Raw genomic sequence first — 15,366 nt, forward strand, 5'->3', positions numbered from 1 at the left:
CTTCAGGCGGTCGCCGCCTTGAGCTTGCGCAGCTCCGCCAGCCTTTCGACTGCGGTCGGCGGCAGCGGCAGATGCGGGTTCGCCTCGACGGTTTCAAGCAGAAGCTCGTCGCTTGCCCGTTCCGAAACCTCGATCAGATGGGCGAAAAACGCGTCCGGATCCATGCCCGGCAGGATCGGCGGCAGGATCCTGACCTTGAAATGGCCGGGATAACGACGAATGCTCCGGCGTGGCCAGAACAGACCGGGATGCATGACGATCGGCACCACGGGAATGGCGAGATCGCGGTACATACGGGCGATGCCGTATTTATAGACCGGCTCGGCGCCCGGCGGGCGGCGGGTGCCCTCGGGATAGATGATCAGCTGGCGGCCGGTCGAAAGCTCTTGCTTTGTGCGCTTCAACACTTCCACCATCACCTTGCCGCGGGCGCCGCGATCGACGGGGATCACCCGCTGCTTCTTGGCATACCAGCCGAACAGCGGAATCCACATCAGTTCGCGCTTCAGAATGTAGACCGGGTCCTTCAGCCAGGGCAGCAAGGCATAGGTATCCCAGAAGGACTGGTGCTTCGGCGCCAGGATGTAGCTGCCATCAGGCAGGTTCTCCAGACCCTCGATCTCGAAGGTGGTGCCGACGATCACCCGCATCAGCCAGTGGTTGGAGCGCGCCCAGTTCTTCGGGATCGCATAGGCGGTCAGGCGTGGCGCCAGAAAATAATATGGCGAGAGCACGATCATCCGGATGATGAGGTTGGCGTAGAAGATCGTGTTGAAGAGGACGGAACGCAGAGCGATCATGAAACTTTCCCGAGGCATGCTCACGCGACCGGCCTACACGATATTAGCCGCCATAAAAAGCGTTTGATGACGCCTCGATGCAAAAGCCTCGAGCATTTTGCCGATTTCTCCCGACTCAAGGAAAGGCTCTAGTTCTGGCCAGACGCACTTGCCGAGCGCAGCCCGGTGTGGCGGCCGAAGCCGGTGATGTTGCGGGCGCCGGTCAGCAGCACCTTTACATATTCGGCAAGCATGACGCGCATCGCGTTCGGGTCGGTGAACCAGTTGCGGCTCTTTAAATCCGAATTGACCACGGGATAAGCGATGAATTCGATGTCGGGGTCGACATAGGAGAGTTCGGCGAGGCTTCGCGGCATATGGTAATTGTTGGTGACGACGATGACGCTCCTGTAGCCGTTGGCGTGGATCCAGTTAGAGGCTTCCTCGGCATTGCCGATCGTGTCGATGGCGTCGTGGCCGATGTCGACGCAGCAGGAAAAAAGGTCGGCCGATCCCTGCGTCATCCTGCGGATCTGCCGTGGCGTCGTCGTCGGGTGGACGCCGGAGATCAGCAGCCGTTTGCCGGCGCCCTTCTGCAGCAATTCGACGGCCTGGTCGATACGCTGGTAGCCCCCCGTCAGTACGACGATCGCATCCGCCTTCGGCTCGACCGGAGGCTTCAGAGTCGTGACGGAATCGGCAAAACGCAGGAAGCCGCCGAACACCAGCGCCATTGCCAGCACGCAGGCAAAGCCGCCCCAGCGCAGCAAGCGGCGGATCAGCCCGCGCCGCGGCGGCAAAGCCGCCGGACGGTCAAGCTCCGGGCCCTGATGAATCGGGTTGGGTGTCGTATCTCCCATCGTCATGAATCGTGACTATACGCTGATTGCGGCGCGGAACAGACGCTTTCAGAACAAAACGGCATGGTGACGATCAACTCGCAATGCCGTCGGTGCGTGTTGGGTCCGAGCGCAATGTATCGATTTCATAGATCGTCCGCATGACGGTCAGGCGCGCGGTGAAGGTGGTCAGCAGCGCGATGACGATCATCGTTGCGAAGATGCCGGCATAACCGAGCACGCCGACGGAAAAGGTGCCGAAAAGCGCGGTGGCCTGGTCCGTCTCCGGGGTGGCCAACGTGCGGCTCTGCCAGAAACCGGCGGTGGCGAAGAAGAGAGCGGCAAGGGCGCTGCCGATCGCCGAACCTTTGAGGCTGATCTTGAGGAAATGCTTCTGGAATTCGGTGGCGACGAAGGAGCTTTCGGCGCCGACGAAATGCAGCACTTCGACGATGTGGCGGTTGCCCGACAGCGCGCCGCGCGTGGCGAAGACGACGGTCAGCACCATGGCCGAGAAGACCAGCAAGAGGATGCCCGTGCCGATCATGACGGTCGTGTGCGCCATCGACACCAGCCGGTCGACCCAGGTGCGGTGATCGTCGAGGCTGGCCTGCGGGATGCTGTCCTTGAGCATCGCCCGCATGCCATCGAAATCCGGCGGATTGCTCTCGTCGATGGTAATGACGACCAGGCGGGGGACGGGGAGATCCTTGAGATCGAGACCGGGGCCGAGCCAGGGTTCGAGCAGTCGGGCGGTCGCCGCCTCGTCGACGATCTGGCCGCTCTTGGTGCCGACGAAGGTCAGCGCCAGGTCGCGCGCCTGCGCCAGCGCCTTTTCCATGTCGAGATTGTCGTCCGGCTTGATCTGGATAGTGATCTCGCGGGAGATCTGGCTCTCCCAGCTTGCCGCCGTCGAGCGCACCATGCTGACGCCGCCGAGCGTCAGGCAGGCGAGAAAAGCCATGATTGATATCACCACCATCAAGGCGCTGCCCTGGATGTTGGACGGCGGCAGGATCGGCGCGGTCGGACGCACGCGCATTTCCGGCCGCTTCTGCTCGGCCTTATCAGGCGCCTTGCCCGGGTTTCTGGATGGGGGCTCAGTCATAGATATCGAGATGCCCCCCCGAAAGGATCATGCGGCGGGCCTCCACCTGTTCCATCAGCGCCAGGTCATGCGTGGCGATGACAACGGCCGTGCCGAGGCGGTTCAGCTCGAGAAAAAGGTTGAGCAGGCGCTTGGCCATCGGCGGGTCGACATTGCCCGTCGGTTCGTCGGCAAGCAGCACTTCCGGCCGGTCCATCAGTGCCCGGGCGATCGCGGCGCGCTGCTTCTCGCCGCCTGAGAGCACGGGCGGCAGCACGTTGATGCGTTCGCCGAGGCCGACCCATTTCAACAGTTCCAGGACGTCGGTCTTGTAGGAACTCTCATCCTTGCCGCGCACGCGTAAGGGCAGAGCGACATTCTCATAGGTCGTCAGATGGTCGAGCAGGCGAAAATCCTGGAAGACGATGCCGACGCGGCGGCGCAGCAGCGGCAGTTCCGGGCGGGGAATTTCGGAAATGTCGCGCCCGAACATGCGGATCAGGCCGCGGGTCGGCTGCAGCGACATGAAGAGCAGCCGCAGCAGCGACGTCTTGCCGGCACCCGATGGGCCCGTCAGGAACTGAAAGGATTTTTTCGGAATGTCGAAGGTCAGGTCCCGGAGGATTTCCGGGCCCATGCCATAGCGCAAACCGACATTCTCGAAGTGGATCAACGGGCAGCTCAGTCTGTTCTTGGTTTCACCGTGTGACTTGTTAACCAACACCGTTAACAGCCGGTAAATTTTGCTGGAAAGACGCCCGTTTGATGGCGATCTTTGCGAAGCATTAACCATTAAAATTTACGACTGAGGAGGATTCGTTTCAATGCCAAGATTCCCCCTGGCAGCGAAACCATGTGGACATCTGCGAGGCAGCCATCATGGAAGCATCCTCCTTCAGCCGCCGGACGCCGGGCCAGGCCTATGATTTCCTGCCGCCGGAACCCGCACGCCGCCAATATCGCGCGGCGCGTCCCGCCGATATTTCCGACGCCGAATTCGTAACGCTCGGCAAAGTCCGACCGACGGAGTTTGCTGCAAGAACCTATAACGACAACCGCAGGCGCGCGGCCCAAACACAGGCAGCGCCGCCGCAGCAGGCGCCGGCAATGGCAACTGTTCTGCGCGATGCGGAAGCTTTCCTGCAGCGCGCGTCGATGCGGAGCTTCGCAGGCTTGGTGCTGGCGCTCGCCGTGCTCGTCTTCGGGCTTGCGGGCGGCTTTTCCGGTTTTTCGGCAGAGCCGGCCTATTCCGGAGCGCCGCTGCATTTCACCCATGTGACGGTGGCGCCGCGCGACGCGAACGGCATGCGGGTGCTCGTCATCAACGGCATCATCGAAAACGACAGCGGCACTACGCAGATGGTGCAGCCGATCCGCGCCGATCTCGTCACCGACGAGCGGCTGACTGCAAGCATCGTCATCAATCCGCCCTCCGATGTCATCTATAGCGGCCAGAGCCGAGGCTTCTCGGCGCGCGTCCAGCATGCCGGCGGAAAACTACCGGAGGTCCGGCTCTCGTTCCTGCCGTAGACGCCACTTCCGCACCGAGTGGCGGAAATTCCCGCTGCAGGTCGCGCCAATCCCGTTAATTCATGGCTGACGAGGCTGTTTCAAGCTCGCATATGTGCTAACGGCTTACCCTTCTTTTCATGGAGCAAGCCCTTATGCCTGTCGTGCGCGGAAAAAATATCGAGCCGCTCTTCACTGCCGAGCAGATCGCCGAGCGCAATCATTCGATGGCGCGGGAGATCGCCAACGGCCCGACCAAGGACCTGCTCGTCATCGCCGTGCTCAAGGGTTCGTTCATCTTCGCCGCCGACCTGATCCGCGCTCTGCATGATAGCGGACTTGCCCCGGAGGTCGAGTTCATCACGCTGTCGAGCTATGGCATCGGCACGGTTTCGCAGGGCGTCCGCATCGTCAAGGATATCGACAGCGACGTCCATGGCCGCGACGTCCTGCTGATCGACGATATTCTCGAGTCCGGCCGGACGCTGCTGTTTGCCAAGGAATTGCTGTTCGAGCGCGGCGCGCGCAACGTCACCATCGCCGTGCTGCTCGACAAACGCGTCAAGCGCAAGGAAAAGCTGGAGGCCGATTATGTCGGCTTCGAGTGCCCCGACTATTTCGTCGTCGGCTACGGCATGGATGTGGCTTATGCCTTTCGCGAACTGCCCTTCGTCGGCGTGGTCACCGGCGACGCCTGAGCTGCTGCGGCGTGTTCCGGCATCTTTGACCTCCGAAAGATGCGGGGCGCGCTGTCTTGCCGGTCGAGACGGGTTGTTAACCATTCCGTCCATCGCTTCGCCATCTTTACCGATCGAAAAGGAAAGTCTGGTGATTTCCGTCGCGGGGCTGAAGACGGAGCAATGCACATATGGCAAGAATTCTGATTACGGAAGACGAGGACTCCCTGCGGTCTTTCGTAGCTCGGGCGCTCAGGCTCGACGGTCATGAGACGGATGAAGCGGCCGATGGCGCCGAGGGGCTGGAGAAGCTGAGGGACGGGGCCTACGATCTGCTGCTTTCAGATATCCGCATGCCTGTGATGGATGGCATCGAACTCGCCCATCAGGCAAAAGACGCCTTTCCCGGCCTGAAGATTCTGCTGATGACCGGTTATGCCGAACAGCGTGAACGGGCCGATGATCTTGCCGAAAAGATCATCGACGTTGTCGCCAAACCATTTGCGCTTCCGGATATCCGCAAGGCGGTCGCCAGGGCGCTCGTCGCCTGAGGCATGATGCCGAACGCCTGAGCGGGTTTCGGGACGACGTATGCACCGTTTTGCGGTCACCTGTTTTAGCGCGCCGCCGATCCATTATACGGCGGCGTAAGGCCTACTGAATATCCAGCAACCGTTCGAGATACCGCCGTTCCATTTCCTGCGGCGGATTGTTGCCGAGCTTTTCGCGGATCGCGTCGAGGATTTCCCGGGCGCGCTGAACGTCGATCTCGTCGGGCACCTTCACGCTGTTGTCGCCGAAATCCGGCCCCTGGACGCGGCGCGGGCGGCCGAGCGGGTCGCGGCCATTCTGATCCCCCTGACCAACCTGGCCGTTCGGACCTTGCCCTTGCTGACCCTGTTGGGCCTGCATCATCTGGTTCATCATGTCGCGGGCGCCCTGGCGAAGCGCTTCGAGCGCGCGGCCCTGGCCCTCGATGGCCGGCTGGCCGCGGCCCTGGCCGAGCTCACGGCCCGCACCTTCCATCTCGCGTTGCGCCTGGCCGAAGCCGGGGCCGGGCTTCATTCCCATCTCGCCCAGCTTTTTCTGCAATTCGCCGAGCTGTTTGCCGAGCCCATCCTGCTGGGCGCGCAGTTGTTTCAGCGCCTCGCGCAGCTGCTCGGCGGTCATCTGGTCGGAGGGCTGCTGGCCGTCCTTGCCTTGCTGGCCCTGCTGCTGATCCTGCGGCTCGCCGTTCTCTCCAGGGTTCATCTCGTCGAGCAGCGGATCGTTTTCGCCCATCTCGGGTTCGCCGCGCTGCATGCGATCCCTGAGCTGCTGATCGAGACGGAAGGTCTCTTCCATCAGCTTCTGCTGGTCGCGCAGGATCTCACCGAGCTTGTCGATCTGCTTGCGGGCTTCGCTGTTTTCCTGGCTCTGCTGGCCGCGCTGCGGCCTGCCGGCCTGCAGGTTGTTCATCATGCGCTGTAATTCCGACAGCATCTGCTGGGCTGCGTCGCGATTGCCGGAGCGGGCGAGATTCTCGATCTGGTCCATCATCCGTTCCAGATCCTGCTGGCGCAGGATATTCTGGGCGTTCTGGTTCGGCTGCATCGGCGCATTCTGCATGCGTTGGGCAAGCTCGGTCATATAGTCCTGCATCGCCTTGCGCAGCTCATCCATCAGCTTCTTGATTTCCTCGTCCGGCGCGTTGCGGTCCAATGCGTCGGCAAGTTTCTGCTGGGCCTCGCGCAGCTTGCGCTCGGCTAGCGAAAGATCGCCGTCCTCCATGCCGAGAGCGATCTCCCAGAGATATTGGGCGGTATCCTTTAGCGCCTCATCACCCCTTGCAAGCTTCATGCGCGTCAAGGCGGATTCCAGCAGCAGATAATTGGTGAGCTTGGGGATGGTCTCCTCGGGGCGGATGGTCAGCGCCTCGTTCAGCGCGATCGCCTGCGGCATTTTGCGGGTGTCGAGCGCGAAGACTTGCCGCTGCTCGGCGACGGCCGCGGCAAGCGGCTCGTTGAAAGGCCGCGACGGCAGGATCATCTCATGCGGCGGGCTGCGCCCGGTCTGGCCGGCGGCATCCTTGGCGACGAGTGTCACGCGCACGCGCTTGCCGGCAAGCGGATGTTCGGTCAGGTTGCGGCTGGTCACGCCCTTGGCGTCGCGGGCGTTGCGGCGGGGAATATCCAGCCGGTATTCCGGCAATGGATAGAGCGGCGTCGCCGTCGGATCGGTCTCGACCGGAACGATCTCCGCATGCGCCTCCTGGACGCCGTAATCGTCCTTGACGGTAAAGCCGATTTCAAGCGCGCCGTTGACACTGGGCTTCGGCAAACCGTCGAAGGCGATCTCCGGCGCCTTATCGGGGAGGACCTCGAAGCTCCAGCGGCGACCGTTGACTTCGAGGGCGCCATTCTCTTCGAGCTTCATCACATGCGTCTGCGCGACCAATGCCTGGCTGGTGGGGGCCTGGCTGGTGGGTGCTTGGCCGGCGGGGGCCGTCTTCGGCTGTTCGCTGCCAGCCGCCGTCTGCTGCGGCTTGGTATCGGCCTGCACGGCGATATCCTGCGCCTGGCCGTTCGCCTTGCGGAACACGACCTTTTCGGCAGTCTTTCCGCCGCTGACGCGAACGGTGAGGCCCGAAAACTGCGGGATGCCGATCGCCGCCTGCTCGCTGCCGTCAGCGGTCAGGTAGATCGGTGCGCGGCCGGTATAGGAGGGCGGTGTCACCCAGGCGTCGATGCGCACTGCCGGATCGACGATCACCTGCTCGGGCGCTGCTTGAAAGGCGTCTCCAAGCGAGCCGCCGTTGATCGACAGCGAATAGGCAAAGGCGGTGACCAGCAACAGCGCCGGCACGGCGCGCAGGGCAAAACGGTCATGCGCGGCGATATCGGGTCGCGGCAGCCCGGCATCGAGGGCTGCGATCTTTTCGGCCATGCGGGTCTGGTGCTCGCGCCAGAGCGCCCGGGCGAAGGGCGTATCGAAGGCCGGTTCGTCTTCCTGGACGGTGACCGGCTGGTGCGGCAGGCCGTTGCGCTCTTCCAGCATGCGGTCGGCTTCGGTGACCCCCGGCCAGCGCAGATTGCGCAAGGGCAGGAGCGAGACGAGAAAGGCGGTGGCAAAGCCGACCAGCAGCAGGATGCGCAGCCAGTCCGGCACACTACGGAAGAGGCCGAACCAGGAGGCTGAGAGATAAAAGGCGGCGACGGCCAGAACCGGCATCAAAGGCGGCAGCAACTGCTCGAAAAACAGCACGACGCGCGCCAGCAAGCGTTTCGTCGTTACCAGCCGGGCAAGCGAAGGGCGGAGCGCAAATGCACCTTTCCTCTGCTTCGAGGGGCTTGTCATCGATCCGGTCTCCGCGATCTGGCGTTTTGGAACAGAGGGCGCTTCCGGCGATTGCGGGGCAATACGCTCATGACTGACAAGGATAACACTCTTTGTGGCGAAGGCGAGGGCGAGCGGCCGGCAATACCGGCTTTTCACGTTTATTCGCCAAAAAGTGATGGCTGGTTAAAGCGCGTCGCGATCTTTCAGATTGCTCCTCGCGCTTTAGGTCGGTGTTTTAGGCATGTCGTGATCGCAAGAACGCTGCACAGTTTGCGCGAGATGCTTCAGTCCAGCCAGGTCGGAACCGAGTCGAGGCTGATCAGCTCCGCATAGGTCCTGCGCGGGCGAATCGTATGGAAATCGCTGCCTTTGACCAGAACCTCGGGCACCAACAGGCGGCTGTTATAGGTGCCGGCCTGCACCGCGCCATAGGCGCCGGCCGTGCTGACGGCGATCAGGTCGCCGGGCTTCGGCATCGCCATTTCGCGATCGAGCGCCAGGTAATCGCCGGTCTCGCAGACGGGGCCGACGACGTCGGCGCGGATGCGGGGGGCGTTCGCCGCCGAAATCGTCACCGGACGGATCTCGTGATAGGCCTCGTAGAGGGTGGGGCGGATGAGATCGTTCATCGCACCGTCGACGATGACGAAGGTCTTTTCGCCGCCATCCTTCACATAGAGGACTTCGGTCACGAGGATACCGGCATTGCCGACGATCAGGCGGCCGGGCTCGGTGATGATCTTGCAGTTGAGGCCGCGCAACTGGTTCTTGACGATCGCCGCATAGGCATCCGGCAGCGGCGGCGGATTGTTGTCGTCCTTATAGGGGATGCCGAGGCCGCCGCCGATATCGACGTGATCGATGGTGTGGCCGTCGGCGCGCAGCGTCGCGACAAGATCGTGCAGCAGCCTGAACGCGTCGTCAAAGGGCTGCAATTCAGTAATCTGGCTGCCGATATGCATGTCGATACCGGTGACCTCGATGCCCGCCAGCTTGGCGGCATGGGCATAGATGGCGCGGGCACGTTCCCAGGAAATGCCGAATTTGTTTTCCTTCTTGCCGGTCGAGATCTTGGAATGCGTTTTCGCGTCGACATCCGGGTTGATGCGGAAAGAGACCGGGGCTTTCTTGCCGGCGCTGACGGCGCGCTGATTGAGGATTTCGAGCTCAGGCTCGGATTCGACGTTGAAGCAGTAGATGCCGGCCTCGAGAGCGAAATCCATCTCGGACGGCGTCTTGCCGACACCTGAAAACATGATGCGGCTTGCCGGAATATCGGCGGCGAGCGCGCGGCGTAGCTCGCCTTCCGAGACGACGTCGATGCCGGCGCCGAGCCGGCCGAGCGTCTTCAGCACCGCCTGGTTCGAATTCGCCTTCATCGCATAGCAGACCATGGAGTCCATATCGGCAAAGGCTTCCGAAAAGATGCGGTAGTGGCGCTCCAGCGTTGCCGTGGAATAGACATAAAAAGGCGTGCCGACCGCCTTGGCGATCTCGGGAACTGGGACGTTCTCGGCATGAAGGACGCCGTCGCGGTATTCGAAATGGTTCACGGGCTTAAGCCTTAAAGAAGCGGGTCGAGAAGGAAGGGCTTATCGACGGTTCCCGGCTGTTTCGTCGGCTTGGAAACGTCGCCTTCCTTGGTTGCCGCAGCACTCGGCGGATCGAGATCGCCCTTGCGCCCGCATCCGGCAACGGCAAGGCCGATGACGGCGAGCGCCGCCGTCAGGCGGATGAGGTGCGGCAAGCTCTTCTGCATAGATATCCTCTTGTGCGGCATTTGATGTCCATCGTTCATATCGAAGTTTAGCCGCCTTGTGCACCCTGATTGTTGGGCGCTTTTCCCGCCTGCGACGAAGGGCGAGACGGCATTTCACACGCCCGCTATTTCTCAGTTGCGGGCGCGCCAGAAGGCGATCTGCTTGCGCACCTCGGAGGGCGCCGTACCGCCGAAGCTCTTGCGGCTGGCGACCGAGGCCTCGACGGTCAAGACGTCGTAGACCTTGTCGGTGATCGCGGAATGGATCGCCTGCAGGTCGGCGAGCGGCAGTTCGGCAAGATCACTGCCCTTGCTTTCGGCAAGCGCCACGGCGCGGCCGGTCACGTGATGGGCATCGCGGAAGGGCAGGCCCGCTTCACGCACCAGCCAGTCGGCAAGGTCGGTTGCCGTCGAATAGCCGGAGCCGGCCGCCGCCTTCATGCGCGCGGTGTTGACGGTCATGTCGCGCACCATGCCGGTCATGGCGGCGATTGCCAGTTCCAAGCTCTCGGCCGCGTCGAAGACCTGTTCCTTGTCTTCCTGCATGTCCTTGGAATAGGCGAGCGGCAGGCCCTTCATGATCGTCAGCAGCGCCACGAGCGAGCCATTGATGCGGCCGGTCTTGGCGCGCACCAGTTCGGCCGCATCCGGGTTCTTCTTCTGCGGCATGATCGAGGAGCCGGTGGAGAAGGCGTCGGAGAGGCGGACGAAACCGAATTGCGGGGTCGACCAGATGACGATCTCTTCGGCCAGGCGCGACAGATGCATGCCTGTTATCGCTGCGATCGACAGGAATTCGATGGCGAAATCACGGTCGGAGACCGTGTCGATGGAGTTGCGGGTCGGTTCACGGAAACCGAGCGCCTTGGCCGTCATGTGGCGGTCGATCGGATAGCCGGTGCCGGCAAGGGCGGCAGCGCCGATCGGGCTTTCGTCCAGATGCTCGATGGCGTGGCGCACGCGCGAGCGGTCGCGGCCGAACATTTCGACATAGGCCATGCAATGGTGGCCGAAGGTAACGGGCTGGGCGGTCTGCAGATGGGTGAAGCCCGGCATGACGCTTTCGGCATGTTCCTCGGCGCGGTCGAGGAAGGCGGCGATCAGGCCGGTCAGCATTCGTTCGGTCTTCTCGAGCTCTTCCTTCACCCAAAGGCGGAAGTCGAGCGCTACCTGATCGTTGCGCGAGCGGGCGGTGTGCAGCCGGCCGGCGGCCGGTCCGATCAGCGTCGCCAGACGCGCTTCGATATTCATGTGGATGTCTTCGAGCCGGCGCGAAAATTCGAAATTGCCGCTTTCGATTTCTGACAGGATCGTGTTTAGCCCGTGAACGATCTTGTCCTTATCGTCCGATGAAATGATCGCCTGGTGGGCAAGCATGGTCGCATGAGCGATCGAACCGCGGATGTCCTGGGCGAATAGCTTCTTGTCGAAACCGATCGAGGCATTTATCTCCTCCATGATCGCGTCCGGGCCGGAGGCGAAGCGCCCACCCCACATCTGGTTGGAGGATTTGGTGTCCGTGTTGCTCTCGGCCATGGAAGATGCCCGTCCTGGAGAATGAAATGACGACAAAAAAACCTTTCGGCCTGCCGTCCGTAAAATTGATCGCAATCGCCGCCGTTGCAGGCGTCATTGCCGGTGCGGCAGCGGTATACGTGAAGGAGACCGGGATTGGCAATGGCGGCGGTGAAACGGCTTCGGCCGAATGCTCGCTGGCCAAGGAGCGCGCTGCCAATCTGACGCCGCTGATGAAGGGGCAGGTTGCCGCCATGGTTGCCGCCAATGAACCGCGCAAGCTGACCGGGGTGTCCTTCAACGGCCCCGACGGCAAGCCTATGACGCTCGATCATTTTGCCGGCAAGACCGTGCTTCTCAATCTCTGGGCGACATGGTGCGTTCCCTGCCGCGAGGAGATGCCGGCTTTGAACGCGCTCGAAAAGCAGATGGGCAGCGACAAATTCCAGGTCGTGCCGGTCAATATCGATAGCGGCGACGACGAGAAGCCGAAGGCTTTCCTCGCCGAGACTGGCGTCGATGCGCTGCAGCTTTACCGGGACAATACGATTGCCGTCTTCAACAGCCTGAAGAAGGAAGGCCTCGCCTTCGGCCTGCCGGTGACGCTGCTGCTCGACGACCAGGGCTGCCTGATTTCTGCGATGAACGGCCCGGCTGCCTGGGACAGCGACGATGCAAAGGCGCTGATCAAGGGGGCGATCGGGTCGTAAGGAGGCCGGTCAGGAGTCGCCGTCTCCTTTGATGAGAAACACACCCGCGAGCCCGATGAGGACGCAGCATTGCAGCAGGAACATCGGTGTTTCGGTCGACATGGCATTTCCTCCCGTTCACGGCAAGGAAAGCATGTCGCGGGCGCTCGGTCCATTCGCCCTTTCTGATGATGTCTGCATAAAGCATGTCGCGCAACATTGGTTTTGCGATCACGACATGCGGAAAACCTGAAAGATGGCGACGCGCTTTAGCGCGTCGGGACTGGCACTTCGCCGCGATAATCGTAGAAGCCGCGGCCGGATTTGCGTCCGAGCCAGCCGGCTTCGACATATTTCACCAGTAGCGGGCAGGGGCGATATTTCGAGTCTGCCAGACCGTCGTGCAGCACCTGCATGATCGACAGGCAGGTATCGAGGCCGATGAAATCGGCAAGCTGCAGCGGCCCCATCGGATGGTTGGCGCCGAGCTTCATCGCCGTGTCGATCGCGTCGACCGTGCCGACGCCTTCATAGAGGGTGTAGATCGCCTCGTTGATCATCGGCAGCAGGATGCGGTTGACGATGAAGGCTGGGAAATCCTCAGCGACGGTGATGGTCTTTTCCAGCGTACCGACGAATTCCTTGGCGGCGGAGAAGGTCTTCTCATCGGTCGCGATGCCGCGCACCAGTTCCACCAGTTTCATCACCGGCACCGGGTTCATGAAATGAATACCCATGAAGCGCTCGGGGCGGTCGGTGGCGGCAGCAAGCCGGGTGATGGAAAGGGAAGAGGTGTTGGTGGCAAGCAGCGCTTCCGGCTTCAGGACCGGACAGACCTGGGCATAGATCTTGCGCTTGACCGCCTCATCCTCGGTGGCGGCCTCAATGACGAGATCGGACGGAGCGAGATCGTTGATATCGGACGAGCCCGAGATGAGCGACAAGGTCGACTTGCGCTCCTCTTCGGTCATCTTGCCGTTCGTCACCAGCCGAGCAAGGTTGCCGTTGACGGTAGCAAGGCCGGACTCGATGCGATCCTGTGAGAGATCGTAGATGTGAACCTTGTAACCTGCGGCGGCCGAAACATGCGCGATGCCGCAGCCCATCTGGCCGGCACCGATAATACCAATATTCTTCAACACCGCATTCATCTCCAAACCCCCGCACGGCATTCGCCCCCGCGCTGCCGCATTTTTTTGCAATGCTGCCGGACGAAGGATCGCCCGGCAGCAGTAGTAGCCCGATAAAAGATAATTTTCCAGTCATTCGCAAGTGCGAAAGAAAGGCATTTGGGGCGTTTGAAGCGCGCCGCGATCTTTCGGATTCGCTTTTGGCGCTTTCGGTCTTGGCTCGACCTGTTTTAAAGCGCCTTTTGCAATTCCGGCAGCGCCTCGAACAGATCGGCGACCAGGCCGTAATCGGCGACCTGGAAGATCGGCGCCTCCTCGTCCTTGTTGATCGCGACGATCACCTTGCTGTCCTTCATGCCGGCCAGATGCTGGATGGCCCCGGAGATGCCGGCGGCGATATAGAGATCGGGCGCCACAACCTTGCCGGTCTGGCCGACCTGCCAATCGTTCGGCGCATAACCGGCATCGACGGCGGCTCTGGATGCGCCGACGGCAGCCCCGAGCTTGTCGGCCAGCGGCAGGATGACTTCCTTGAACTTCTCCGCCGAACCGAGTGCCCTTCCGCCGGAGAGAATGATCTTCGCCGAGGTCAGCTCCGGACGGTCGGAAGCCGACAGCGCGTCCTTGACGAAAGTCGACAGACCCGGATTGGAGACCGCCGGGATCGCCTCGACGCTGGCCGAGCCGCCTTCAGATGCCGAAGCAAACGAGGCGGTGCGCACGGTGATGACCTTCTTGGCATCGCTTGCCTGCACCGTCTGGATGGCATTGCCGGCATAGATCGGCCGCTTGAACGTATCGGCGGAGACGACTTCGATGATCTCCGAGACCTGGGCGACATCGAGCAGGGCGGCGACGCGCGGCAGCACGTTCTTGCCGACCGAGGTGGCGGCAGAGATGATCGTGTCGTAACCGGCAGCAAGCGAGACGATCAGATCGGCCAGCGGTTCGGCCAGATTGTTGGCGAGTGCGTCGCTTTCGGCCAGCAGTACCTTCGAGACGCCGGAGAGTTTGGCCGCCGCATCGGCAGCAGGCTTGGCGCCCTTGCCGGCAACGAGAATGTGCACGTCGGAGCCGATCTGGGAAGCCGCCGTCAGCGCCTTGGCGGTCTGGTCGGAAAGGCTCGAATTGTCGTGATCGGCCAGAAGAAGAATGGTCATGATGTTGTTCTCTCTTTCCCAGCCTTAAAGCACGCCGGCTTCGTTCTTCAGCTTGTCGACAAGCTCAGTGACCGACTTGACCTTGACGCCGGCCTTGCGGCCACTCGGCTCCTCGGTCTTCAGCACCTTCAGCCGCGGCGTCGTGGAGACGCCGAAGTCAGCCGGGCTCTTCTTGTCGAGCGGCTTCTTCTTCGCCTTCATGATGTTCGGCAGCGAGGCATAACGCGGTTCGTTCAGGCGAAGGTCGGATGTGACCACCGCCGGCAGCTTGATCTCGATCGTCTGCAGGCCGCCATCGACCTCGCGGGTGACCTGGGCTTTGCCATCACCGATCTCAATCTTCGAGGCGAAGGTCGCTTGGGGCCTGCCCAGCAGTGCTGCCAGCATCTGGCCGGTCTGGTTCGAATCGTCGTCGATCGCCTGCTTGCCCACGATGACAAGACCCGGCTGTTCGGCATCGGCCACCGCTTTCAGGATCTTGGCAACGGCCAGCGGCTCGACCGCATCCTCGGTCTCGACCAGGATCGCCCGGTCGGCGCCCATGGCCAGCGCCGTCCGCAGCGTCTCCTCGGCCTTGGCAGGACCGATCGACACAACCACAACTTCCTCGGCCTTGCCGGCTTCCTTCAGCCGCAGCGCCTCTTCCACCGAGATCTCGTCGAACGGGTTCATCGACATCTTCACATTGGCAAGCTCGACACCGGAACCATCCGGCTTCACCCGGATCTTCACGTTGTAGTCGACAACCCGTTTGACTGGGACGAGAATCTTCATGGGGTCCTTCCTTCAGGGAAATTGGCTTCAGCGAAAATGCGCCCTCGCGCGCCATTTCGATTGTCGAATGGCGACATGGATACGCGCTTTTCCTCCAAATACAACGCTTCCATGCCGCAGGCGGGCGATT

15 protein-coding genes are annotated in these 15,366 nt (G+C 62.0%); 4 read left to right on the forward strand and 11 right to left on the reverse strand.

Annotation, left to right across the window (positions count from 1 at the left end; translation table 11 throughout):
* Positions 1-2 precede the first annotated feature (2 nt).
* From FFM81_RS01880 to ftsE, 4 genes are all read right to left on the reverse strand, one after another.
* The gene (locus FFM81_RS01880; RefSeq protein WP_003567058.1) at positions 3-800 is read right to left on the reverse strand and encodes a lysophospholipid acyltransferase family protein; all 798 of its coding nucleotides are present in this window, start codon (positions 798-800) and stop codon (positions 3-5) included.
* 128 nt (positions 801-928) lie between these two features.
* Positions 929-1,645 carry a YdcF family protein gene (locus FFM81_RS01885; RefSeq protein ID WP_003567056.1) on the reverse strand — a complete coding sequence of 239 codons (717 nt, stop codon included), beginning with the start codon at positions 1,643-1,645 and terminating at the stop codon, positions 929-931.
* A 67-nt stretch (positions 1,646-1,712) separates the two neighbouring features.
* The gene (locus FFM81_RS01890) at positions 1,713-2,726 is read right to left on the reverse strand and encodes a cell division protein FtsX (RefSeq protein ID WP_025417179.1); all 1,014 of its coding nucleotides are present in this window, start codon (positions 2,724-2,726) and stop codon (positions 1,713-1,715) included.
* Positions 2,719-3,378 (reverse strand): cell division ATP-binding protein FtsE, encoded by a 660-nt coding sequence (gene ftsE, locus FFM81_RS01895; RefSeq protein ID WP_003567051.1) that lies wholly within the window; start codon positions 3,376-3,378, stop codon positions 2,719-2,721. The genes FFM81_RS01890 and ftsE overlap by 8 nt, the downstream gene beginning before the upstream one ends.
* Positions 3,379-3,584: 206 nt before the next feature.
* On the opposite strand from ftsE, the gene FFM81_RS01900 reads away from it, so the two are divergent.
* From FFM81_RS01900 to FFM81_RS01910, 3 genes are all read left to right on the forward strand, one after another.
* Positions 3,585-4,235 (forward strand): hypothetical protein, encoded by a 651-nt coding sequence (locus FFM81_RS01900; protein ID WP_003567050.1) that lies wholly within the window; start codon positions 3,585-3,587, stop codon positions 4,233-4,235.
* A gap of 134 nt (positions 4,236-4,369) precedes the next feature.
* Positions 4,370-4,912 carry a hypoxanthine phosphoribosyltransferase gene (hpt, locus tag FFM81_RS01905; RefSeq protein ID WP_003567049.1) on the forward strand — a complete coding sequence of 181 codons (543 nt, stop codon included), beginning with the start codon at positions 4,370-4,372 and terminating at the stop codon, positions 4,910-4,912.
* Between the two features lie 170 nt (positions 4,913-5,082).
* Complete coding sequence (locus FFM81_RS01910; RefSeq protein WP_003567048.1) at positions 5,083-5,442, forward strand: response regulator; 360 nt, start codon at positions 5,083-5,085, stop codon at positions 5,440-5,442.
* A 103-nt stretch (positions 5,443-5,545) separates the two neighbouring features.
* Here FFM81_RS01910 and FFM81_RS01915 read toward each other — a convergent pair whose 3' ends face one another.
* From FFM81_RS01915 to argH, 4 genes are all read right to left on the reverse strand, one after another.
* A complete protein-coding gene (locus FFM81_RS01915; protein ID WP_097533383.1) occupies positions 5,546-8,227 on the reverse strand; it encodes a TIGR02302 family protein in 2,682 nt (893 codons plus the stop codon).
* Between the two features lie 266 nt (positions 8,228-8,493).
* Entirely contained in the window at positions 8,494-9,762 is a 1,269-nt protein-coding gene (gene lysA / locus FFM81_RS01920; RefSeq protein WP_003567046.1) for a diaminopimelate decarboxylase, read from the reverse strand.
* A gap of 11 nt (positions 9,763-9,773) precedes the next feature.
* On the reverse strand, positions 9,774-9,968 hold the full coding sequence (gene lptM, locus FFM81_RS01925) for an LPS translocon maturation chaperone LptM (protein ID WP_003567045.1): 195 nt from the start codon (positions 9,966-9,968) through the stop codon (positions 9,774-9,776).
* A 132-nt stretch (positions 9,969-10,100) separates the two neighbouring features.
* Positions 10,101-11,504, reverse strand: coding sequence for an argininosuccinate lyase (gene argH / locus FFM81_RS01930; RefSeq protein WP_003567044.1), 1,404 nt, complete (start codon positions 11,502-11,504; stop codon positions 10,101-10,103).
* A gap of 26 nt (positions 11,505-11,530) precedes the next feature.
* Between argH and tlpA the strand changes: the two genes are divergently transcribed.
* Positions 11,531-12,193 carry a thiol:disulfide interchange protein TlpA gene (gene tlpA / locus FFM81_RS01935; protein WP_003567043.1) on the forward strand — a complete coding sequence of 221 codons (663 nt, stop codon included), beginning with the start codon at positions 11,531-11,533 and terminating at the stop codon, positions 12,191-12,193.
* Between the two features lie 248 nt (positions 12,194-12,441).
* Here the strand turns inward: tlpA and FFM81_RS01940 are convergent, their stop codons facing one another.
* From FFM81_RS01940 to FFM81_RS01950, 3 genes are all read right to left on the reverse strand, one after another.
* Positions 12,442-13,323 (reverse strand): 3-hydroxybutyryl-CoA dehydrogenase, encoded by an 882-nt coding sequence (locus tag FFM81_RS01940; RefSeq protein WP_003567040.1) that lies wholly within the window; start codon positions 13,321-13,323, stop codon positions 12,442-12,444.
* Between the two features lie 209 nt (positions 13,324-13,532).
* Positions 13,533-14,462: an electron transfer flavoprotein subunit alpha/FixB family protein gene (locus tag FFM81_RS01945; RefSeq protein WP_025417176.1), complete on the reverse strand. Its 930-nt coding sequence runs from the start codon at positions 14,460-14,462 to the stop codon at positions 13,533-13,535.
* 24 nt (positions 14,463-14,486) lie between these two features.
* Positions 14,487-15,236 (reverse strand): electron transfer flavoprotein subunit beta/FixA family protein, encoded by a 750-nt coding sequence (locus FFM81_RS01950; protein ID WP_173883748.1) that lies wholly within the window; start codon positions 15,234-15,236, stop codon positions 14,487-14,489.
* Positions 15,237-15,366 lie beyond the last annotated feature (130 nt).

Source organism: Rhizobium hidalgonense, from assembly GCF_005862185.2.
Taxonomy (GTDB): domain Bacteria; phylum Pseudomonadota; class Alphaproteobacteria; order Rhizobiales; family Rhizobiaceae; genus Rhizobium; species Rhizobium hidalgonense.